Raw genomic sequence first — 21,077 nt, 5'->3', positions numbered from 1 at the left:
AGTGCTTTTTGCCAGCTTCGCTGGCAAAAAGCACTACCATATAAGCGGGTTTAAGGGCGGCAGCCCTTACGTTCATGCGCATGGGGCGCAGCCCCACAAAACATTTGGTCACACTCCAATGAGAAGGAAGCCCTATGGCTGTCACTGCTCACCATTCACCTGCCGACACGGTAGCCCGTGTCGACCGTACCGCCTTGAAGGTCAACCAAGCCGCGATCATCACGCTGCTGCTGATCGCCTTTGTCGGCAACCTGACCTGGCTGGTCGCGCTCGTCGCCGCCGTGATGGTTGTTGGTACCATCAACCCGCAGCTGGCCCTATTCCAGCGGCTCTACCACGCGATACTGAAGCCCGCCGGGTGGTTGAAACCTGATCTGCACGTCGAAGAGCCTGCCCCGCACCGTTTCGCGCAGGGTATGGGTGGAAGTGTGCTCGTCGTCGCTGCGCTCGCTCTCTTCGCCGGGTTGAGTCTGCTCGGTTGGGCGCTGACCCTGCTGGTCGTGGCGCTTGCCGCGGTCAACCTGCTCTTCGGTTTCTGTGCTGGCTGCTTCGTCTATTTCCAACTGGCCCGGCTGCGGCGCGAGGGCTAGGCGATGCTTGAACGTCTGCTCATCCTCGTAGCCCTCACGGCAGTGCTTGGTGTGATCTGGGTGCTGCTGCGCCAGCACCAGGCACGGCGACTCGCTGTGCTGGCCAGCCAACGCCCCTTCGCCGGGCTCGTTCCCATAGGGTGCCCCGCGATTGTGGCTTTTACCCTGCCAACCTGTGCTGAGTGTCGCGCCCGCCAAACGCCAGCGCTCGAGCGCTTACGCCAGCAGCTTGGCACGACGGTTCAGATCACCACGCTGTCAGCGGACGCCCACGCGACGCTCGTCGAACGCCTGGGGATTATGACCGTCCCGGCGACCGCGATCCTCGACCCGGAAGGGGCCGTGCGTGCGCTCAATCAGGGTTTTGCCGACGAAACCAGGCTGCTGCGCCAACTCGATGCGGTCAGCACGGCACACCTATCTCCATCTGCTGGCTAGTACCGTACCAGCCACACACGGAGCAATCAGACGGCTCTGGCCCCGCCAAGATAGGCGTCCTGGATCTGCGGATTATGGCGGAGCGCCTCGGCGGAGCCGTGCAGCGCAATCCGCCCGGTCTGGAGTACGTAGCCGTAGTCGGCGATCTGGAGGGCCAGGTTGGCACTCTGCTCGACCATGAACACCGTCACGCCCTGCCGGTTGATTACCTGGATCAGCTCCAGCACCTTCTCGACATAGAGCGGCGAGAGGCCCATGGTCGGCTCGTCCATGACGATCAGACGTGGGCGGCCCATCAGGGCGCGGGCCATCGCCAGCATCTGCTGCTCGCCACCCGAAAGCGTCCCGCCGCGTTGGGCCAGCCGCTCGCCCAGGCGCGGGAATAGCTCCAGCACACGTTCCAGATCTTCGCCGACGGCGGCACGGTCGCGGCGGATGTAGGCCCCCATCAGCAAGTTCTCGCGTACGCTCATGGTGGGAAAGATGCGGCGGGCCTCGGGCACCGAGCCGATGCCGCGCCGGATAATCTGCGGCGTTGGCTGGCCTGTAAGCTCGTGCCCATCGAAGCGTACCTGGCCCGCCTGCGGGCGCACCAGGCCCAGAATGACCTTCATCGTCGTGCTCTTGCCGCTGGCGTTGCCGCCGAGCAGACAGACGATCTGGCCCGTGCGTACCTCCAGATCGACGCCGAAATGGACTTGCACGGGCCCATAGAAGGTCGCGATCCCGCGCAACTCGAGGATAGCGGGGGAAGCACGGTGTTCTCCACCCGTGTTCTCCGCTGCTTGCCCAGAACGGGCGGTTGGTGCCTGAGTCATGATGTTGCCTCCAATTGATGCGCAAATTGCTGTGCTGCCAGCGGTGGCGGCTCGCGCTCCGCGCTATGCCGCCGCCCGAGGTATGCCTCGATCACGCGCGGGTCGGCGCGCACCGCTGCCGGCATCCCCTCGGCGATCACGGCTCCGCCGTCGAGCACCATCACCCGGTCAGAGAGCGCCATGACCAACTCAAGCTTATGCTCGATCAGCAGCATGCTCAGCCCGTCATCTTTGAGCCCGCGAATGACCTCGAGCATTTCAGCGGTCTCGGTCGGGTTCATGCCAGCGGTCGGCTCGTCGAGCAACAACAGGCGTGGGCGCAACATCAAGGCACGGGCGATCTCCAGGCGACGCCGATTGGCGTAGGAGAGGCTATGGGCTGGCTGGTCGATCCGTGGGAGCAGCCGCTCACCAAAGCGACCCAGGATAGCGGTTACCTCGTCGGCGAGCGCCTGCTCTTCAGCGGCCACGGCAGCAGGGCGCACCAGAGCGAGAGCCAGTTCAACCAGTGGACCAACCAGCGGCAAGCCAGGGCGTGCGGCTCGTAGGCGTGCATGCGCGCCAATCAGTACATTATCGCGCACGCTCAGATTGCCGAAGACCCGCCCGTGCTGAAACGTGCGAGCTAGGCCAAGGGCGGCGATGCGCTCTGGGGTTAGCCCGCCGAGGCTATGCCCGCCCAGACACACCGTGCCAGTGTCGGGTATGTCGATGCCGCTGATCAGGTTGAAAAGCGTTGTCTTGCCAGCACCGTTCGGCCCGATAATGCTCAGCGTTTCGCCCGCAGTCAGGTGCAAACTGACTGCATCAACAGCGGTCAGACCCCCAAAGCGGCGCGTCAGTCCCGTAATCTCAAGCAGTGGCATGGCTTCCTTCTCACTCCTTCGCGAGAGTTTGGGAGGGCCAGGGAAAGCGAAAAGCAGAAATTTCTGCTTTCATTTTTCAGCGCTCTGCTTTCCCTCACCTTCCCAAAAAGTAAGTGGATAATCAGGTTATCCGCATCAGCACTTACACGCTCCCCAACAAGCCCTGGGGGCGGAAGCGTACTAGCAGGACGAGGGCCAGTCCATAGAAGAGCATGCGGCTGTCACCGAGGAAGCGTAGCAACTCAGGGGCGATGATCAGCACCGCCGCGCCCAGAACCGCGCCGACTGCGTTGCCCATCCCGCCGAGGATCGCCATGGTCAGGCCGAGGATCGAGATCGTGTTGCCAAAGGTCTCGTGGTTAATGTACGAGTACATATGGGCCGTGATCGCCCCACTCAGCCCCGCCGCGAAGCCGCCGAAGGCGAAGGCCAGCCCCTTATAGCGGTTCAGGCTGATCCCGTAGCTCTGGGCGGCCACCTCATCTTCGCGAATGGCGCGGAAGGTGCGTCCGAGGTACGAGCGGTCAAGGCGCAGTTGGAGCAGCAGGATAACCAGCAATACCCCCAGGCTGAGCCAATAGATCGCTTGGGTCGAGCCCAATTCCGCACCGAAGAGGCTGAGCGGCGGGACGCCAGGCAGCCCGATCGGGCCGTTGGTCAGGGCCGCCCAGTTGAGAATGACCAGGGTCACGATCTCGCCCATGCCGAGCGTGGCAATGGCGACGTAGTGGCCGCGCAGGCGAAAGGCTGGGAACACCAAGAGCACCCCGAGGCCCGCAGTGATCAGCCCGGCAGCCAGGATCGCGAGCTCGACCGGCCAGCCCAGCCGCAGGGTCAACAAGGCCGAAGCGTACCCGCTTGCGCTCCAGCGGGTCTGGTTGCTCCTGGTTGCGTGAGGCATGCCCTGGTTCGGTTGCGTGATGGTAACTCCGTTGCCCTTGATCTGGCGCTGACGATCAGATATACTTCAATCGTGGTTGAAGTATTATCCTGAGGCTCCAATGACGGCAACCGAATCGCCCACCACCCACCAACTCGCCGATTGGCTCAAAGTCCTTGCCGAGCCGCGCCGTTTGCAGATCCTGAACCTACTGATGGCCGGAGTGCAGTGCAACTGTGAGCTTGGCGCACATCTGGATCTGGCCCCCAATCTGATCTCGCACCACCTGAGCGTGCTGCGCAAAGCCGGATTGGTCGAGGTGGAGCGCGATGGCGGGGATGCGCGCTGGGTCTACTACGCGATCAATCGCCCGAACTTGGAGGCGCTCACCGCTGCCTTTGCCAGCTTCTTTGATCCGGCCCGCATTTTGCCCCGCCAGCCCAGTTGCGGCCCGCAGGCGACGTTTGTGTCCGACGAGCTGATCATGGGTAGCTACCCAAGCTAGCGGGAGTTTCGCAATGACGCGCCGTTCTCTGATGGTCATTTTGGCTCATCCCGATGATGAGAGTTTCCCGATTGGCGGCACCCTGGCGGCCTACGCGGCCCAGGGCGCGGTTCTGACCCTGGTAACGGCCACCGATGGTCAGCAGGGGATTGCGGGTGGTGACCCCGTCCAGGTCGTCGCCATCCGCCAGGCCGAGTTACGCGCCGCTGCCGCCGTGCTCGGCATCGCCAAGCTGCACATGCTGGGCTACGCTGATGGGGCGCTGGCGGATGCACCCCAGGACGAGGTTCAGCATCGCGTGTGCGCGTTGCTGCGCCGCCATCGCCCAGAAGAGGAGTCCGCTTTATGAGTTCCATTTCACTGTTCGATACCACCCCACCCGCGCCCACCGCCCAGGCCGATGTGGCGATCTACGACCCGCCGATGTGCTGCTCGACGGGGCTGTGTGGCCCTGCGATTGATCAGACCCTGCTCGATACCAATGAACTGGTCGTCACGCTCAAGGCCCGTGGGCTGCGCGTCGAGCGCTACCAAATGGCGAGTGCGCCGCAGGCTTTCATTGGCAACGCCGAGGTGATGCGCCTAGTGCGTGCCCATAACATGGATGCACTGCCGATTACGGCGGTGCGCGGGACGGTGATCAAGAGCGGGGGCTATCCCACCGTCGTTGAGATTGAGAAGGCCCTGGAAGGAGTGCCCGCGTGACCCAGTTTCATTTCTTTTCGGGCAAGGGCGGCGTCGGCAAGACCAGCATGGCCTGCACCACCGCCGTTCATCACGCCGATGCCGGCCTCCGCACCCTCATCGTCACGACCGACCCGGCCTCGAACCTGAGCGATGTCTTTGAGCAGGCGATTGGTCACGCGATTACGCCCATCCACGCCGCGCCAAACCTCTTTGCGATGGAGATTGACGCCGACCAGGCGACCGAGGAGTACAAAGATCGCGCCTTGGCCCCCATTCGCGCCGCCTTTCCGCCAGCTATGGTCGCGGTGATGGAGGAGCAGATGAGCGGCCCGTGTACCGCTGAGGTCGCCGCCTTTGATCGCTTCACCGACTTTATTGTGGCCCCGCACGACGCCCAGGGCCAGTTCGATGTGGTGATTTTCGATACGGCGCCGACCGGTCACACCCTGCGCCTGATTGAACTGCCGGTCGAATGGAGCCGGGCGATTGATGCGGCGGATCAGGGCAGCGGGCAGACCTGCATCGGCCCGTCGGCGGCGATCCAGGATGCCAAGCACAAATACGAACACGCCGTTGCCGCCATGCGCGACCCGGCAGCGACCAGTTTTACCTTCGTGCTCCAACCCGAAGCCACCTCGCTCAAAGAGACCCGGCGGGCCATGGATGAACTGAGCAAGCTTGGGATTGCCAGCCAGCACTTGATTGTCAACGCGATCATTCCCGCTGAAGAGGCCGCGAACCCGCTCTTTGCGGCGCGGCGCACGATGCAGCAGGGCTACTTGGCCCAAATCGCCCGCGAGTTGCCACTGCCGACGCGCCAGATGCCGTTGCTGGCGGGCGAGATTACGGGCATGGCGCGGTTGCGTGCGGTGGGGCGCTTACTCTTCTACGGTGATGCGTCCGCGCTGGTGGCCCAGGTCAGCGACGGGGCCACGCTGCCCGCGTTCGAGGCGGATCTCGCCGCGATTCTGCCGCGCCTGCTGCCCGATCAGGGACGGCGCACGATCTTCTTTGCGGGCAAGGGCGGCGTCGGCAAGACCGTTACCTCGTGCCTGACCGCCGTCTGGTTGGCGCATCAGGGCCTCAAGACCCTGCTGCTGACCACCGACCCGGCGGCACACCTGGGTGATGTTCTGGGCGTGCCGGTCGGCGATACGATTGCCCCCGTCGCCGGCGTACCGGGCCTGTTTGCCACCAAAATCGACCCCAAAGCCGCCGGCGAAGCCTACAAAACGCGCATTCTCGCGGATGCCCAGGCCCGTGGGCGCAGCCCCGAGTCAATCGCCGTGATGCAAGAGGAGCTGGACTCGCCGTGTACCGAGGAGATCGCGGCCTTCGATCTGTTCATTGAGTACGCCGCCCAGGCCGATTGGGAGGTCATTGTCTTTGATACGGCCCCAACTGGCCACACCCTGCGCATGCTCGAACTGCCCATGGACTGGAGCCAGCAGATCGATGTGAAGGTCTTTGCGAGTGTGGATGGAGCGCAGGCCGATGAGGTCGCCAAGGCCCGCTTCGGCGGAGTGATTGACCTAATGCGCGACCCGCGCCAGAGTACCTTCGCGTTTGTGCTCTACCCCGAGGCCACCCCAATCCTTGAGGCGGCGCGGGCGGTCGAGGAACTGAGTTCGCTCGGCATTGCGCCGGGGCTGATCGTTGCCAACTACGTCTTGACGGAAGCCGCCGCCACGACGCCCTTTGGACAGGCCCGGCGGGCGATGCAGGGGCGCTACCTGAGCGAACTGCCCAGCCGCTTTGCCGCCCCGGTGCTGCCCATCCCGCTGCTGGCCCAGGAAGTGCGCGGGCTGGAGTTCCTAAGCGATCTGGGTGAGCAGTTGTACGGCACGGGCATCGTCGCCGCAAATGAGCACGAATAATAAGGTTTCCGAAAGAGCCTTTGAGCTTGACCGTTCGTAGGAGGAGCTTCAGCCCCGTTACTACGCCCATACGGGGCTGAAGCCCCTCCTACGAGCCTTGCTAGACGGTCAAGTCCGTTTGAACCTTGTCTAAAGGAGTACGCCCAGTGAGTGTTGATCAAGCCCACGCCGTGGCGCAGACCACGGATGTCCACGCGGCGACGCAGGCCTTCGCTGCCGCGCTGCGTGAAACGACGGTCTTCCAGCGGTTCGAGCAGACAGCGAACGATCTTCGTGACGATGTGGTAGCGCGTTGCGCGATCGACGCCTACCAGCAGCGCGCCCAGAGCCTGCGTGCCCTGCAGACCTTGGGTGCGGTTTCGGCTGTTGAATGTCAACTAGATTTGCCGCCCGTTCTGCCTCACAAGAGAATCTTACTTTGGCGGACTCGTTGCCTCACGAAAAAGCGTACCATACTCACGAAAGATCGTACCCGTTGTTGCGCCGCCTGGCCGGGTGCGTGAGCCGGGTGGGGGCTTGCGATCACCGGTTTCGATGGCACTCTTGAGCTTGAAGGATTTTGTTATCCTCACGGAGTCGCCTGCATCATCAGTCTCAGCTGCACCGAGCAACTCAACTTGTCTGAGCTTATCCAGTTTGCCCCAATGCTGCGACGTGCTAGCATTGTTACCCTTCGACAATCCGGCAATCTGAGCAGCTCTACATTGACTGATCTCGCGGAAATGACCTTGAGCAGATTGACCCAACTCCGCACTGGGGTGGCAACCGCACGGGGGCATGGGGTGGCTCTTGATCCATTCAGTATCGCCACGATCATTCGTGGTACAGGTGCGATGACAACATTACCTGCAATTGAAGGCGGTGCCATCCACAGCGCCCTCGAAGCCTTGACCCGCTGGCAAAGCCCCCCGGACAATCGCCGACTGACCGACCTGGCGCAGACTCGCATACCGCTTGGAACGGCCGACGTGCAGGCTGGTGATGTTCTTTATGGTCATGCGCGCAGCCGAGCGATCTGGATGCCTCGACACTTTATGCAGACGCAAACACGTGCCTCGTTGGGATGTTATCACCGCAATCTCGTCTGGACAGCCTTGCAAATTGACAGTCTGGGCAGTCTCGTCAAGCAAGGTGCAACCCTCATCGCGACGGGTAAAGCGCTCCGAGGAACCCAACGCACGATGCTTCAACGGGCTTATGGTATTCTGAGCCGCTTCCATAGCGGAAGCAGTGAGGTGACCTATCGTACCTTGAGTAGCAAGCGTCATCTTGAAGATAACGACATGATACCAGCGCTCAACGCCGTCCGTGGAGCATTTCAGCGTCCCCCTTTATAAGGCCGGAGATATCGATCGTACTTTAGTGACAAAACACCACAGGGCCAGCGCCGCCTGGCGCTGGCCCTGTGTGATGCACTGAAACGCGCTGGATCGCCGCTACGCTAAGGATCGTCGTGAAACATGCCTGCCGTCTGGAGCCACGGTCGTGCTTCCTCAAACTCAAGCGGGAAGATTTTCGCATCACCAAGCTGCGCAGCAAATGAACGCCGGAGCGCATGCAAGGCCTCCGCCTCCGTGCCACCCTGGGCGGTGATCGCAGGCCAGCCGATCAGCGAGGCCGTGATCGTACCTTCAGGGTGGTGTTCAATCAAGACATACATCGTCATCGGGGTAGACCTTTCGTTCATCGTCATCTGCCGATAGGATACCACACGCACACATGTACCGACACACCAATCATCGTTCAGGCAACTACGTGTTGTCTATGCTCCAATACCTTGCAACGAAGGCGGTTCTTTTGACGCAAAGGCGCAAAGGTTTTCGCGGAGGTGCGCGAACCCTTCGCGCCTTCGCGCCTTCGCGCCTTCGCGTGAGCTTCGTTGCACGGTAGGATGGCTCGGCGACGAGGCCAGTTCGCTGGAACACTGGAGGGAGTTGTGGGGCCTGGGAGCACGGTGGACTGCTGGAACGCTGCCCTCGCTGCGGCGGTTGGCGTGGGCATGAGGTATCATGGGTGGCAACAGCATAATCTGCGTGTTCCCAAACGACAGGAGCAATGATGACGACCACCGATGGACGCTCGAAACTGCAGCGTGGCGGGCGCGAACTGCTGATGCCGACCCAGGCGCTGGTGCTCCGCTTTCGCCTTGAGCTTCAGCGATCGGAGCCGCTGATCTGGCGTGAAATTGAGGTGCCCGGCGACGCTACCTTTTGGGATCTGCACGTCGCGATTCAGGATGCGATGGGCTGGCTCGACTATCATTTGCACCGTTTCACCATCCCCCATCCACGCACGAAGCAGGAACGGGTCTTCGGTATCCACAACCTGAGCCAAGATTGCGACGACCCGCCGAGTTGGGCGTCTCAGGTTGCGTCGATGTTCACCCTCCGCAACGACACGGCCCGGTATGAGTACGACTTCGGCGACAACTGGCAGCACACCGTCCGGCTGGTCGACGTGCTTCGCCGTGATTTCACCGCCAGGTATCCGCGCTGCGTTGGGGGTGCGCGGGCCTGCCCACCCGAGGATTGTGGAGGCATGTATCGCTTTGCGGAGATCCTCCGTGACCTCGCCGATGACACGTTGGACGAAGATCTCCGCACCTGGCTGCCGCAGGGGTATGACCCGGCCCGCTTCGACCCCGCCGCGGTGCGTTTCAGCGACCCGGCCCGGCGGTTGGCCTACAGTTGGTATGGCAATGCTGACGCAGGGGATGACCCGTTTGGGGAGTAGGGGAGAGCGATGGCATCTACGGTCATCGCCGTGAACGGTTCGGCTGCTGGCTCGCACAGATCGCCTTCGCGGCCTGATCCAGACAGGGCAGGCCAGTTTCGTATGCTGTAGCTGAGGCGTTGACGCCAATGGTGCGGGCGTATGGACGAAATCCGAAGGTCTGGCGGGGTATATGAACGGTAGAAGTCCATATGAGTTCCGCTTGCGGAATCGTTACGATTGCATGCTGGAAATGCCGAACCTGAGCATGCTATACTGGCGTATATGTAGATCACTTGGAATAACCTATTGAGAGTACCGTGACGACGAGCATCGAGCCGTTGGTGCGCTGGCGTGTTTCCGGCGACTATCTCCCTACAAATGCGTCAAAGGCGGGTCTGCTCGATGAGACCCGGCAATTTCTCTTGACCTATCAGCGTCTCCAGAGCCTCGCTGCTGCGCGACGGGCGCTCGTTGACGGTGAGCTTCCGCAGCGTGCGCGTGCGACTCGGGTCACGATTGTTGAAGTTATCCAACGCCGCCTGACGCGCTGGTCGCCTCCCGCATGGGTGCTGGACGACCTAGTGGGATTTGCGGCCACTAGCCGAGAGGCCGCACTGCCATCGGTCTTGCTGCTCCATACGGCGCGCCAGGATACCCTCATGTATGAGTTCATCCAACACGAGCTTGTGCCACGCTGGCAGCAGGGTGACCATGTGCTGGTACGCGCAGATGTGCAGCGCTTCCTCGATCAACGCGAGTCCGAGCACGCTGAACTGTTGAGTTGGAGCCACTCGACTCGAGAAAAGCTCGCGGGAAATGTACTCTCGATTCTGCGTGACTATGGCCTGCTGATCGGACGCGCATCGAAGCGGATTATTGAGCCACTCGTCCCGTTATCTGCTGCCGAACACTTGATCCGGTTGCTGCGTGCCGAAGGGATTGCCAACGCTGATCTGGCCCGCCATCCCGATTGGCAGATCTGGTTATGGGATGCTGCGCGTGCCCAGAAGATCGTTCGTGCCATACTCGATGAGGAGGTGCTCCATGAGCGATCTCGCTGATCGAATGCTGTTCCTCAAACAGCGCCTGCAACAGGCCTACGATGGAATCGGACATAGCCATGGTCGACCGTACGTCTACTTTGTCTATCCACCCGAGCAGGAGCGCACGGTGCGGCGACTGGTTGATGAGGAGTTGCGCAACGAAGCATCGCTGACGTTCTGCCACCTGGATGTCCTGTCCATTGTGTTGCAGAGCACCGCCGGTCAGGAGGCGCGCCGTGAACAACTCCTGGCTGATCCGGTCAAAGGAGCCGGTGCGGCGGACTCGATCATGCGGCTCTGGGCACGCCGAGTGGCTGATGCGATCACCACCACGCTGCAGCCTGAGCAGAGCGGCCGCCCGGTCATCGTGTTACGGGGTTTGGCAGCGCTGCATCCCCTTGGGACGCCGACCAGTATGATGGAGGCGCTGGCGGAGCAGGAGCCTCGCGATCCGCGAACCAACAAGGTTATCCCGATTGTGTTGCTGGTTCCGGGTGTTCGCCCGGCGCAATCGAGTCGCACCTACCTGTTTCTTGGGCAAGAGCGGCTTCGGCAGAGTTTCTATCGTGGCGAAGAGGTGTAAGATCGATCTCGTTTGTCATGCCGTTTAGAGGGATAGTTTATGCGCATTCGTGATACCTTTGCAACCACGATTCAGGAGCGGATTGAACCGGTCGTCAAGGTTGTTGATCGGCGACCAACCGTTCTTCTGGATGAGATCCGCAATCTGGTGGTGACCCCTCAGTGGGAGCGCTATCTGCGGAGCTTCCTGGATGTCTACGCCGAGTCGGCCGATCGTGTGGATGAGCAGGGCATTGGTATGTGGATCAGCGGCTTCTTTGGATCCGGCAAATCCCTGCTGGTCAAAGTGATCGGGACGCTGCTCGAAGGCCAGGATCTCAACGATCAGCCCATCCACGAAATCTTCTTGACCCGTTTACCCTCGATAAGTCCCGACCGGGCGGCACTGAGTCGCTACCTGACCATCCTGAAGCGCAAACTGACCACCACGGTGGTGGGTGGCAACCTGCACGCGCTGGTGGCCTCGCGGGATGACACGTTAGCCCTGATTACCTTCAAGCTGTTTGCCAACGACCGAGGCTACACCCAGAACTGGCCGTTGGCCTGGGCCATTGAATACCAGATCGATGAGCGCAGCCTGACCAGCGATTTTCGGGCGCAGGTGGCCCAGCAGACTGGCACAAGCTGGGAAGAAGTGCGCGCCGATCCCGAGTTCTATCTTGAAGGGCTCTACCAGGTTGCTGCCACCCTCCTGCCCGAGAACTTCCGTGATGGCCCGGCTTCCGTTGAACGCGCCGTGACGATGGTCGCGCAGCGTGGTATCACCCCCACCGATCTGATTGCTCGCTTCCGGCGCTGGTGTGAGGTTCGCGATGGCGGTGGCCGTCGCCACAAACTCTTTATTCAGCTTGATGAGTTAGGCCAGTGGATCGCCGGTGGCCAGCGCACCGAGCGTGCCCAGCAGGTGCAGGCGCTGATCGAGACCGCCGCCGCGACGGGTGCTGGCCGGATCTGGATTGCCGTGACCGCCCACGGCGATGTCCAGGCGCTCCAATCGAGTCTCCAACAGGAGGAGTACGCCAAGATCAACCAGCGCTTCGCCAGCAAATGCAAGCTCAGCAATGAAGACATCAGCCTGGTGGTCGAGCAACGCTTGTTGCTCAAGACCCAGCAGGCGCGCACGCTGCTTGAGCAACGCTTTCAGGATCGCAGCGGCGATCTGACCGATATGGGCACGATTCAGGGCCAGCGCCAATATCCTGCGCCGAATGCCGAGCAATTTGCGCTGTTCTATCCGTATATGCCCTGGACGGTGACGGTCATCCCGGATGTGGTCAAAGGCATTGCTCAGGCAGCTGGGCGCGATGAGGCACTGACGGGCTCAAACCGCACCATGATCGGTGTCGTGCAGGGTGCGATTATTGAGACCCCCGGCCTGTTAGAGGGATCAATCGGTCGGTTGCTCTGCCTGGCCGATCTGTATGATCAACTGGCCACCGATGCACCCATCGAAACCAAAACGGATCTGAATCGCATTCGCGAGAGCGTACCGGGCGCGACCGAGCGCACGCCACGGGTGGCCAAGGCGCTCTATCTGCTGGGCGAGGCGGAGTATATTCCCACGACCCTGGACCATGTTGCGCGGGCGCTGGCTGATAGCATTGATACCGATCTGACCAGCGTGCGATCATGGGCCAGGGTCGAACTGGATCGGCTGGTTGAGGCGCGCTATGCCAAGCGCGTTGGCGAGCTGTATGTGTTCCTGAATACCCAGCAGCGCAGCTTTCAGGATAAGGTACGCGATAAACAGGAGCGCATCCAGATTGAGACTCACGAACTGATCGAAGCGCTCAAGAGCTATGATAGCGAGGAGGCCTTGCGCTTTGATCGGGTGCCGATCGAAGGACGGGAACTGACGCTCAAACTGGAGATCGACAACCGTGTGGTTCGGAATGCCACCGCCCATGTCACCCTGAAGATCTCTAGTCCATTCCAGCGGGCGATCGATACGCAACTGAGCAATGACACCGCTATGAAGCAGCGCTCGAATGAGAGCCCGCATGCCATTCTGATCCGCCTCGATGATGTCCAGGGCTTGCGCTCCATGCTGGCCCTGGCGCTGGCGACCGAGCAGGTCTCACAGGAGTTGCTGTCCGCAACCACGTCGAATGAGACCGAGAAGGATGTGGCCCGTCAGGCGCGACAGGTTGATCTGGCCAGCCATCGGGCCGAGGTGCGCCGCTTGCTCGCCCAGGCGGTGCGCGGGGCACGGCTATTCTTCCGTGGCACCAGCTACGATCCAATTGCGGGTGACAGCGCGAGTAGCGCCATTCGCAACACCCTGGCTGAGATCCTGCCGCAGATCTATGCGCGCTTCAGCGATATGCCCTATCGGATTACGAATGAGGAAACGGCGGTCAAGGCGGCACTGGCCAATAACCCATCCAATGCCGATCTGCGCGAACTGGGGGTGTATCGCAGCGATGGTACCCTCAACGATGCCCATCCGCTGCTGAGTGCGCTGCGCTCCCGGCTACCGGTAGACGATCAGTATCAGCAGTTCGTCCAGGCCGAGGCGCTCCGCAGCGATCTGGAGCGGCCACCCTTTGGCTGGGATCCCAATGCGGTCAAGGTCGGGTTGGCTCTGCTGATCCGTGCATCGGCCTGTCGCTTGATTGATAACAGTCGCACGCTCAGCGATCCCGCTGATCCCGAGGTGGTCCAGGTGCTGACCAAAGAGACCCGCTTCCGCAGTTTGCGCGTCCAGGGTGTGCGCTCCGATCTGACGATGGAGGAGTTGCGCGAGATTCGCGGCTATCTTGAAGCGCTGTTTGGCGCTCGACCAGCGCTGGTGCAAGCCAGCCTGAACACCGCCCTGGGTGAGAAGCTCCAACTGAGTGATCAGCAAGCCGCAGACGTACAGCGCTGGGCCGCGACCGCACGCTGCCCGCTGCCACCGACCTTCGAGTCGGGCCGCAGCCTGATTGCCGAACTGCTCAACACCGCCGCACCACAGGCCCGGCTGCCGCGCTTTCGCGAACAGGCTGAGACGCTGGCCAGCTACCATAATCTGCTGCATCAACTGAGCGAGTACCAGCGTGACCATGGGAGCGAATTTGCCAATATCCGCGACTTCTACACCAGTATGGTCAATGCCGAAATCGGCCTGACCGAGGTCAATCGCTTCCTAAGTGACTGGCGGGTGGTGACCCAAGAGCGCAGCATTACTGATTCCGCACGCTGGAATGAGATCAACCGTGCTTACCAGGCGGCACGCCAGGCGCTCACCAATCAGGCGGCGGCATGGCGGCAGCAAGCCCAGGTAGCCCTGAGCGAACTGGAGCAGACGCTGCCCGATCGGGTGCGTCGTGCCGGTGTGCCAGCGGAGCAGGTTGATCAGGAGCTGCATGCCTTGCAGCAGATCTACGCGCCCCTCCAAACGCGCCTCACTACCGCCGAGCTGAACTTGAGCGAGGCTCGTGGCGCACTCACCGCACTCAACAATGTGACCTTTGAGTTGCAGCAGCAGATTGCAGAACTCCGTGAACGCTATGCACCAGTGAAACCGCCGACCGGTGAGGTACACATGGCGCTCAGCGATCACGTGGGTGGACGCAGACTGAGCACACCAGCCGATGTTGAGCAGGTGCTGGCAGAGCTTCGTGAGCAATGGTTAGCTGTCATTGAGAAACAGCAGATTGTTGTGTTAGAGTGATGGTGATAGCACGCGCCACATCACGCAGATAAGCATTCAAAAATGTAGGCATACACATCCCATGACACTCTCCTCCACTACCTTTGAGACACTCATCCGCGCCTTTCGGCAATTACCTGCGGTGCAGCCACAGGGAGAATAATCACCATGCTCAAGCGCCAGAAAGATCTGCTCCGCCCACTGGTTTCGTCGCTGCGCGCCATACTCGCCGGTTCTACCGATAGCGCGGGCGCATGGCAGCGCGGTGACCTGGATCGCGAACTGGAGCGATTGGGGGTTGCTGAGGATGGCCGCCTTGCGCCGTATGATGTCGTGCGTGACCCTGCCTCGATGCCGGCGCGGCTTGCCGCCGAGGCGTTCATTGAGGCCGCGGTGAATGGCAGCAAGGGCAGCGAGGCCGAGCAGAAGCGCAAACTGGCGCGCGCCGAGGTGGTCGAGCGGGCGGCCTATACCTGGATCAACCGGCTGCTGGCGCTGCGGGCGATGGAGACGCGCGGCCTGATCGATGAGACGCTGCGCGCTAACCCGGAGTATGACCGGCTTTCAGAGGCGCTGTATGCGTTGCGCCACGAAGCTCCCGCCCGCACGAGCGGGGCCGACGGCGGCTGGTGGGCGGTGATCGATGATGCCTGCCTTGCCCAGGCGGCGGCCTTGCCGGGCCTGTTCGACCCCCGCGATCCAGCGGCGGCCCTGCGGCCTTCGGTGGCGGCGCTGCTGCGCTGTGTGGCGCTGGTTGGCGGCGCGCCGCAGGGCTACACTATCGAGGAGGCCGATGCGGCCTTTGCCGACCCGGATGCGATCGGGTGGTGCTACCAGTTCTACCAGGAAGCCGCCAAGGCACGCGTTTATGTCAAGTTGGGGAGTGGTGGCAAGGCCGCGACCCGCAGCGAGATCGCCGCTGCGACCCAGTTGTTCACGGAACCCTATATGGTGCAGTGGCTCTTGCAGAACAGCCTGGGCCGCTCCTACCACGAGGCCTATCCGGATGCGCAGTTGCCTGCGACCTGGGCCTACTTTATCGGTAATCGGCCCGAGGGCCAGGAGCCACCCGCGCACCCGCGCCCGCTGGAATCGCTTGACCTGATCGATCCATGCTGTGGCAGTGGTCACTTCCTGCGCGAGGCGTTCGACATGTTTGCGGCAATGTACCGCGAGCGTTACCCCGACATGAGCGCAACCGCCATTGCCGACCGCATCCTGGAGCGGCATCTGCATGGGATCGACCTGGACCCGCGTGCGGCGCAGTTGGCGGCACTCACGCTCTACCTACGCGCATGGGAGTTTGTGCGCGCCGAGAGCAAAAAGAGGATCGGCCAGCGGCTATCAACGATTGTTTACCGCCCGCCCACCCTGAATATTGCCAGCACCCCGACTGGCCTGAGCACTGGTGCGTTACAGCGCCATCTGCGCCGCCACCCTGGTGACCGGGTGCTCAAACCGCTCCTGGAAGGGGTGTTCGCCGCGCTGGAACAGGCCGACATCCTGGGCAGCCTGTTGCGCCCGGCTGAGCATGTCGATGCGGCGATCAAGGCGCTCCAGCAGCCGCACACCATCCAGATGGATTTTGACGCCGACGATGCCACCCTGCGCCGAACCGTCACCGCGCTGGCGAACAGCGACCCATCCGAACTCAAGAAACAACTGCTCGACCGCGTGGCGCACAGCTTTGCCGCCGAAGCCGGTGATGACGACGTGGCCGCACGGCTGTTTGGGCGCGAGGCCGAGGGTGGCGTGCGCCTGCTGCAACTGCTCGACCGCACGTATGCGGTGGTGGTGACGAACCCGCCGTATATGGGTAGCAAGAATATGGAAACGCCGCTCAAGAAATATGTCGAGCAGCACTATAAAGCCGGGAAACGTGACCTGTATGCAGCGTTCATAATGCGATGTCTGGAGCTGTGTCGCCTTAACGGGCGTGTTGCGATGGTAACACAACAGTCGTGGATGTTTATGAAGAGCTATGTTGAGCTCCGTGGCCAATATCAAGAAACAGTATTATCAAAGAATGAAAAGCATTTCACAGGTCTTCTTAAATCCACCGGGATCGAATGTTTAGTGCATCTTGGCTCACATGCATTTGAAGAGATCAGCGGAGAGGTGGTAAACACAGTCTTATTCACCTTCGTAAACCGATATGCTACAGCGAATCATCATTTATTGACAGTGAGACTCGTAAGCATAAATAGCCATACAGAGAAAGCTTTGGCATTATTGGATGCGAGCAAAGATATTGGTATAAGTGAGTTCAAACAAAATGACTTCTTGAATATTCCAGAAAGTCCTCTAGTGTACTGGATATCTCAAAGGTTTGCAGCACTTCTCAGATCTGCAGCTACAGTGCGATCTATTGCTGAAGTTAGAAAAGGTTTCATGACTGGTAGAAATGATCAATTTGTTGTATTTTTTTGGGAAGCTCCTGGTGGTAGCGGATGGCTTCCGTATCATAAAGGAGGAGGTTATTCCAAATGGAGTGGCTTTCTATCGTCTGTTAGCAGGTGGGATCATGGAGGAGCAAGGATTAAAAACTATCCCACATCTGTTGTTGCCAGTCCGGAATTTTACTTTACAGATGGCCTCACGTTTAGTGAAGTCGGAATGAGCTCTTTTGGATTGCGCCGTCTATACAAAGATGAGCTCTATGGACATATGGGCCCAATTGTAAGACCGATAAGCAGAGAATGGGCAACCTTCTTATTGGGAGGTGTTCTGAATTCAAGGGTGTTCACGTACTTTCTTCGTTTTCTTACTCCAAATTTCCATTTCACTGAGAATTATGTTCGTAGGCTTCCGGTACCACCAGTACACTCAGTTCTCAACTTATATAGCACATCCAAGTTTTGCTTCCAAATTAAGGAAACCCTTTGCAAATATGAACTTATATTCTATTGGTATGCTGGCGAAGGCAGTTGTAAGACCAAATCTATATTGATAGCAATGTTGCTAACTGCTGAGAAATTCCTCGAAGATGGAGTAAATAGAGCTTTTGGTCTACAAATTGAAGACGAACTTACCATGTATAACGAGGTGGGCTATCCTGCTGGCTTCCACCCGCTGATCACCGGCTACGATACCCTGCCCGATCTGCCCGCCGATCTCGACTTGCCACCGCTGCCACCCGAAGTGCTCGACTACCTTGCCGTCCACGAACGCATTGTGCCATCGGCGGCGGAATTGCAGCGCATCAAGCAGCGGCTGCGCGGGTTGTACGAGGCCGGGCCGGGCGTCAAAGAGAGCGAGCAAGTGACCGAGGCAGCAGAAGGTGGCGAGGGCGATGAGGATGTGGCTGTTTCGGGCGCACACATCCCGATCCCCACCGAAACCTTCCTGGAGGAACTGTCGGTCAAGCTCAAACTCCACCCGATCGCGGTCTACTGGCTGCTCGAGCAGCTACGTGCCGAGGGTACACGCTGCAAACCCGAAGAACAGCGCCTGCTCGAAGATCGCTTGTCGGTGCTGATCCTGCGGCTGCTCGGCCACCGCTGGCCGAAGCAGATCGAAGCGGGGGAGCCGTTGCCGCCCTGGGCCGATGAAGATGGCATCATCCCGCTCACCGCTGGCGTCGGCCAGTCAACGCTTGCCGAACGCTTGCGCCTGCGTTTACGCGCAGAAGATGGCGCAACCGGCGCACAGCAGGCCGAGGCGCTGCTGGCCGAACTGACCGGACTGAGCCTAGAGGAATGGCTCCGGCGCGAATTCTTCAAACGGCACATGCGCCAGTTCAAATACCGCCCGATCGCCTGGCACCTCGCCAGCGACCCGACCACCGCCACGGGCGGCAAAGGGCGCGGCAAGGGCGGTAGTGGCGGAGCGCGATCCGCCCGACGCACCCAACCCGCCTTCGAGTGCCTGGTCTATTATCATGCCTGTAGCAGCGATCTTTTGGCGCGTATCCGCACCCAATATGTCGAGCCATTCTTGCGCGCCGAGCGCCAGCGCCTCGATGCCGCCCGCCGCAGCAACCAGGAGACCGAGGGTGCCCAGGCGCAGGCGCGTATCCAGGAGTTGGAAGAGTTCAACCGTCGCCTGCAGAGCGTGGCCGAGCAGGGCTTTGCCACCCCCGAACTGGAAAAGAGCCTGGCCGACGAACCGCTTGATCGCTGGAGCAGCGACGGACTGATCGCCTTGCCCGACCACGCGGATCTGCTGCGCCAGGAACAGAGCTGGCGCGTTGACCTCAACGACGGCGTGCGGGTCAATATCGCCCCCATCCAGCAGGCCGGCCTCCTGGTTGCTGATGTACTCAAAGCTGCCGACGCCAAAAAGGCGCTTGCCGACCGGGCGCGCTGGCGCTCGGACGAGCGGCGTTGGGTGCGCCAGGGCAAACTGCCGCGCTGCGGCTGGATGCCCGACGACATCCCCGAAAGCCCGCAGTGGACGGTGCTGGCCCCACAGCGCGAAGCTGAGCAGGCGAAGCTCGCAGAAAAGCGTCGGGCCGTCGTGGAGCGCGGTGGGCAGGGCGTAGCCAGGGCTGATGCAACGTCTCAGGAGGGTTAGATAAAGTCCGCAGATGACGCAGATTACCGCTTCCGCATCTGCGTAATCTGCGTCATCTGCGGACGATCGAAATGACATTGCATCAGCCCTGCAAGAAAAGGCGCGTGTGCTGCGCGAGGCAGCGCGGGCTGCTATACTAGAGAGCCAGGAGGTGTAGGCATGAGCAACGTTTCTGCGCAGGCAAGCGCGCCTGGTGAGCTTTCTTCACTACTCGAGATTTTGCGCCAGCATTTGCCCGAGTTGGCGCGGCGCTACCATATTCGATCACTCGGGCTGTTCGGCTCCTATGCGCGGCAGGAACAAAAACCGAACAGCGATCTGGATGTGCTTGTTGAGTTCGAGCAGATGCCCGGGCTGTTTACGTATGTTGAGTTACAGGAACGGCTGTCTGAGTTGCTTCGGGTGCCGGTCGATCTGGTGCATCGGCCCGACCTCAAACCGGGGATCGGTGAGCGCATCCTGGCTGAGGTGATCATCATATGAGTAGCCCACGCAGTGATATCGTGCGGCTCCGCGATATGCTCGCAGCTATCGAGGCCATCGAGCAGTACAGCGCCGGCCTGGATTTCGCCGCCTTTGCCGCGCAGCAACAGGTCCAGCACGCCATGTTGGGCAACGCCCGCCCGACATCCACGCACCGGATCGTCGCCTTCCGCCTGGTCGGGTTGAAGAGTCCGCAAGAAAAGGCGAAGGTATTGCGGGAGGCAGCATGCTACAATGACGGCACGAAAGGAGACACCCTGCCATGACAACTCTTACGCTTGATCTACCAGCGAAGGTCTATGAACGGCTGCGCTCCGTAGCCGAGCAGAAGCAGGTGGCAATCGAAGCGGTCGCTCAGGAATGGCTGACAGAGAAATCGGCGAGTACACTGATGAGCGAGCGCGAGCGGCTACGAGAAGTTCTACGGGCATCCGGCAGGTTGGGCGAACTCAGCCCGGAGGAAAAGCAGCGTGCGGCCCAATCGACGCTTACTCTGGAGGAGGCCCGCACGATTCTCGACCGCGCCGAGGGCAAGCCCCTGAGCGAGGTTGTCCTTGAAATGCGCGGACCCAAAGAATGATGCTGTTCTTCCTCGACTCAAGTGCCCTTGTGAAACGGTATCTGACCGAGATCGGCAGTGCCTGGATCGGATCACTGACTGACCCTGCCGCTGGAAATTCAATCGTGGTTGCCGATATCACACGCGTCGAGGTATCTGCGGCAATCGCAGCGCGGCATCGAACCGTACGCGGCATCTCACGCGATGAGCGAGATGCGTTGGTAGGGCTGTTGCTGTATCATTTTGATGCAGAATATGTGATCTCGTCACTGAGCAATCTCATTATCGATCAGGCCGTGCGGCTCACACAGACTCACCGGCTGCGCGGCTATGACGCCGTGCAGCTTGCGACAGCGCTGGATATGCATACGACTGCCCTGGCTGCTGGCTTTTCCCCCCTGACATTCGTCGCCGCCGACGATGATCTGCTCGCCGCCGCTCGCGCTGAGGGCCTTGCCGCCGAGAACCCGAACCTGCACCCCTGAGGAGCGACCACCAACCATGAACCACCCCGCCGTCTCAACGCCTAAACAGAGCGATTTCCTGGCGATCCCGGAGAGTCCGGTGGTGTATTGGCTCAGGCCGAAGTTTTTTGAGTTGCTAACAGGTCGATTGCTTGGAGATGTTGCTGATGTGTGCCAGGGACTGGCTACAGCCGATGATAGTCGATTTGTGCGGTTTCAATGGGAGACGTTTGATACATCTCGTTGGGTGCCATTCGAGAAAGGTGGGGGATACGGAAAATGGTTTGGTCATCAGTTTTGGGTTGTGAATTGGAAGTATCACGGTATCCTTATTAAACTTCACCCGGGGTCAGCAATTCGTAACGAATATCATTATTTCAGTAGCGGCTGGACTTATAGCTATATGGCGCGAGGAAGCCTG

21 protein-coding genes are annotated in these 21,077 nt (G+C 60.7%); 17 read left to right on the top strand and 4 right to left on the bottom strand.

Annotated features, from left to right (window positions below; genetic code table 11):
- The first annotated feature begins 134 nt into the window (after positions 1-134).
- Positions 135-590 carry a DUF4395 domain-containing protein gene (locus A9Q02_RS04825; RefSeq protein WP_097651227.1) on the top strand — a complete coding sequence of 152 codons (456 nt, stop codon included), beginning with the start codon at positions 135-137 and terminating at the stop codon, positions 588-590.
- 3 nt (positions 591-593) lie between these two features.
- Positions 594-1,028: a thioredoxin family protein gene (locus A9Q02_RS04820; protein WP_097651226.1), complete on the top strand. Its 435-nt coding sequence runs from the start codon at positions 594-596 to the stop codon at positions 1,026-1,028.
- A gap of 26 nt (positions 1,029-1,054) precedes the next feature.
- Here the strand turns inward: A9Q02_RS04820 and A9Q02_RS04815 are convergent, their stop codons facing one another.
- The 3 genes from A9Q02_RS04815 to A9Q02_RS04805 form a co-directional block, all read right to left on the bottom strand.
- Positions 1,055-1,846 carry an ABC transporter ATP-binding protein gene (locus A9Q02_RS04815; RefSeq protein ID WP_097651225.1) on the bottom strand — a complete coding sequence of 264 codons (792 nt, stop codon included), beginning with the start codon at positions 1,844-1,846 and terminating at the stop codon, positions 1,055-1,057.
- Positions 1,843-2,712, bottom strand: a complete 870-nt coding sequence (locus tag A9Q02_RS04810) for an ABC transporter ATP-binding protein (protein ID WP_097651224.1) — start codon at positions 2,710-2,712, stop codon at positions 1,843-1,845. Before A9Q02_RS04810 ends, A9Q02_RS04815 begins: the two co-directional genes overlap by 4 nt.
- Positions 2,713-2,854: 142 nt before the next feature.
- Positions 2,855-3,613 (bottom strand): branched-chain amino acid ABC transporter permease, encoded by a 759-nt coding sequence (locus A9Q02_RS04805; protein WP_097651223.1) that lies wholly within the window; start codon positions 3,611-3,613, stop codon positions 2,855-2,857.
- Positions 3,614-3,713: 100 nt separating this feature from the next.
- Here A9Q02_RS04805 and A9Q02_RS04800 point away from each other — a divergent pair, with 100 nt between their 5' ends.
- The 6 genes from A9Q02_RS04800 to A9Q02_RS04775 all read left to right on the top strand — a co-directional run bounded on the left by A9Q02_RS04800 (position 3,714) and on the right by A9Q02_RS04775 (position 7,998).
- Positions 3,714-4,097 carry an ArsR/SmtB family transcription factor gene (locus tag A9Q02_RS04800; RefSeq protein ID WP_097651222.1) on the top strand — a complete coding sequence of 128 codons (384 nt, stop codon included), beginning with the start codon at positions 3,714-3,716 and terminating at the stop codon, positions 4,095-4,097.
- Positions 4,098-4,110: 13 nt separating this feature from the next.
- Positions 4,111-4,446: a PIG-L deacetylase family protein gene (locus A9Q02_RS04795; RefSeq protein WP_097651221.1), complete on the top strand. Its 336-nt coding sequence runs from the start codon at positions 4,111-4,113 to the stop codon at positions 4,444-4,446.
- Positions 4,443-4,802 (top strand): arsenite efflux transporter metallochaperone ArsD, encoded by a 360-nt coding sequence (arsD, locus tag A9Q02_RS04790; protein WP_097651220.1) that lies wholly within the window; start codon positions 4,443-4,445, stop codon positions 4,800-4,802. Before A9Q02_RS04795 ends, arsD begins: the two co-directional genes overlap by 4 nt.
- Positions 4,799-6,661 carry a TRC40/GET3/ArsA family transport-energizing ATPase gene (locus tag A9Q02_RS04785; RefSeq protein ID WP_097651219.1) on the top strand — a complete coding sequence of 621 codons (1,863 nt, stop codon included), beginning with the start codon at positions 4,799-4,801 and terminating at the stop codon, positions 6,659-6,661. Before arsD ends, A9Q02_RS04785 begins: the two co-directional genes overlap by 4 nt.
- Positions 6,662-6,807: 146 nt before the next feature.
- Positions 6,808-7,164: a hypothetical protein gene (locus A9Q02_RS04780; RefSeq protein WP_097651218.1), complete on the top strand. Its 357-nt coding sequence runs from the start codon at positions 6,808-6,810 to the stop codon at positions 7,162-7,164.
- Positions 7,165-7,365: 201 nt separating this feature from the next.
- Positions 7,366-7,998: a hypothetical protein gene (locus A9Q02_RS04775; RefSeq protein WP_141508714.1), complete on the top strand. Its 633-nt coding sequence runs from the start codon at positions 7,366-7,368 to the stop codon at positions 7,996-7,998.
- 104 nt (positions 7,999-8,102) lie between these two features.
- On the opposite strand, the gene A9Q02_RS04770 is transcribed toward A9Q02_RS04775, so the two are convergent.
- Positions 8,103-8,348 (bottom strand): hypothetical protein, encoded by a 246-nt coding sequence (locus A9Q02_RS04770; RefSeq protein WP_141508712.1) that lies wholly within the window; start codon positions 8,346-8,348, stop codon positions 8,103-8,105.
- Positions 8,349-8,716: 368 nt separating this feature from the next.
- Here A9Q02_RS04770 and A9Q02_RS04765 point away from each other — a divergent pair, with 368 nt between their 5' ends.
- The 9 genes from A9Q02_RS04765 (at position 8,717) to A9Q02_RS04725 (ending at position 20,677) form a co-directional block, all read left to right on the top strand.
- Positions 8,717-9,394: a plasmid pRiA4b ORF-3 family protein gene (locus tag A9Q02_RS04765; RefSeq protein ID WP_097651215.1), complete on the top strand. Its 678-nt coding sequence runs from the start codon at positions 8,717-8,719 to the stop codon at positions 9,392-9,394.
- A 299-nt stretch (positions 9,395-9,693) separates the two neighbouring features.
- On the top strand, positions 9,694-10,437 hold the full coding sequence (locus tag A9Q02_RS04760) for a BrxA family protein (protein ID WP_172450639.1): 744 nt from the start codon (positions 9,694-9,696) through the stop codon (positions 10,435-10,437).
- On the top strand, positions 10,421-11,002 hold the full coding sequence (locus tag A9Q02_RS04755) for a hypothetical protein (protein WP_097651213.1): 582 nt from the start codon (positions 10,421-10,423) through the stop codon (positions 11,000-11,002). The genes A9Q02_RS04760 and A9Q02_RS04755 overlap by 17 nt, the downstream gene beginning before the upstream one ends.
- Before the next feature lie 39 nt (positions 11,003-11,041).
- Entirely contained in the window at positions 11,042-14,656 is a 3,615-nt protein-coding gene (gene brxC, locus A9Q02_RS04750) for a BREX system P-loop protein BrxC (protein ID WP_097651212.1), read from the top strand.
- A gap of 147 nt (positions 14,657-14,803) precedes the next feature.
- The gene (gene pglX, locus A9Q02_RS04745; RefSeq protein ID WP_097651211.1) at positions 14,804-19,150 is read left to right on the top strand and encodes a BREX-1 system adenine-specific DNA-methyltransferase PglX; all 4,347 of its coding nucleotides are present in this window, start codon (positions 14,804-14,806) and stop codon (positions 19,148-19,150) included.
- Between the two features lie 159 nt (positions 19,151-19,309).
- Entirely contained in the window at positions 19,310-19,633 is a 324-nt protein-coding gene (locus tag A9Q02_RS04740) for a nucleotidyltransferase family protein (RefSeq protein WP_097651210.1), read from the top strand.
- The gene (locus A9Q02_RS04735; protein ID WP_097651209.1) at positions 19,630-19,899 is read left to right on the top strand and encodes a ribonuclease HepT family protein; all 270 of its coding nucleotides are present in this window, start codon (positions 19,630-19,632) and stop codon (positions 19,897-19,899) included. The genes A9Q02_RS04740 and A9Q02_RS04735 overlap by 4 nt, the downstream gene beginning before the upstream one ends.
- Positions 19,896-20,213, top strand: a complete 318-nt coding sequence (locus A9Q02_RS04730) for a hypothetical protein (RefSeq protein ID WP_097651208.1) — start codon at positions 19,896-19,898, stop codon at positions 20,211-20,213. Before A9Q02_RS04735 ends, A9Q02_RS04730 begins: the two co-directional genes overlap by 4 nt.
- A complete protein-coding gene (locus tag A9Q02_RS04725; protein WP_141508709.1) occupies positions 20,210-20,677 on the top strand; it encodes a type II toxin-antitoxin system VapC family toxin in 468 nt (155 codons plus the stop codon). Before A9Q02_RS04730 ends, A9Q02_RS04725 begins: the two co-directional genes overlap by 4 nt.
- Positions 20,678-21,077 lie beyond the last annotated feature (400 nt).

Source organism: Candidatus Chloroploca asiatica (assembly GCF_002532075.1).
Classification (GTDB): Bacteria; Chloroflexota; Chloroflexia; order Chloroflexales; family Chloroflexaceae; genus Chloroploca; species Chloroploca asiatica.
This window is presented reverse-complemented; position numbering and strand designations above follow the sequence as displayed.

Coding starts and splice junctions, on each gene's coding strand:
- A9Q02_RS04815 (WP_097651225.1), bottom strand. CDS start 1,846: ATGACTCAGGCACCAACCGCCCGTTCTGGGCAAGCAGCGGAGAACACG.
- A9Q02_RS04820 (WP_097651226.1), top strand. CDS start 594: ATGCTTGAACGTCTGCTCATCCTCGTAGCCCTCACGGCAGTGCTTGGT.
- A9Q02_RS04800 (WP_097651222.1), top strand. CDS start 3,714: ATGACGGCAACCGAATCGCCCACCACCCACCAACTCGCCGATTGGCTC.
- A9Q02_RS04825 (WP_097651227.1), top strand. CDS start 135: ATGGCTGTCACTGCTCACCATTCACCTGCCGACACGGTAGCCCGTGTC.
- brxC (WP_097651212.1), top strand. CDS start 11,042: ATGCGCATTCGTGATACCTTTGCAACCACGATTCAGGAGCGGATTGAA.
- pglX (WP_097651211.1), top strand. CDS start 14,804: ATGCTCAAGCGCCAGAAAGATCTGCTCCGCCCACTGGTTTCGTCGCTG.
- A9Q02_RS04805 (WP_097651223.1), bottom strand. CDS start 3,613: ATGCCTCACGCAACCAGGAGCAACCAGACCCGCTGGAGCGCAAGCGGG.
- A9Q02_RS04725 (WP_141508709.1), top strand. CDS start 20,210: ATGATGCTGTTCTTCCTCGACTCAAGTGCCCTTGTGAAACGGTATCTG.
- A9Q02_RS04740 (WP_097651210.1), top strand. CDS start 19,310: ATGAGCAACGTTTCTGCGCAGGCAAGCGCGCCTGGTGAGCTTTCTTCA.
- A9Q02_RS04810 (WP_097651224.1), bottom strand. CDS start 2,712: ATGCCACTGCTTGAGATTACGGGACTGACGCGCCGCTTTGGGGGTCTG.
- A9Q02_RS04765 (WP_097651215.1), top strand. CDS start 8,717: ATGATGACGACCACCGATGGACGCTCGAAACTGCAGCGTGGCGGGCGC.
- A9Q02_RS04730 (WP_097651208.1), top strand. CDS start 19,896: ATGACAACTCTTACGCTTGATCTACCAGCGAAGGTCTATGAACGGCTG.
- A9Q02_RS04755 (WP_097651213.1), top strand. CDS start 10,421: ATGAGCGATCTCGCTGATCGAATGCTGTTCCTCAAACAGCGCCTGCAA.
- arsD (WP_097651220.1), top strand. CDS start 4,443: ATGAGTTCCATTTCACTGTTCGATACCACCCCACCCGCGCCCACCGCC.
- A9Q02_RS04735 (WP_097651209.1), top strand. CDS start 19,630: ATGAGTAGCCCACGCAGTGATATCGTGCGGCTCCGCGATATGCTCGCA.
- A9Q02_RS04795 (WP_097651221.1), top strand. CDS start 4,111: ATGACGCGCCGTTCTCTGATGGTCATTTTGGCTCATCCCGATGATGAG.
- A9Q02_RS04770 (WP_141508712.1), bottom strand. CDS start 8,348: ATGAACGAAAGGTCTACCCCGATGACGATGTATGTCTTGATTGAACAC.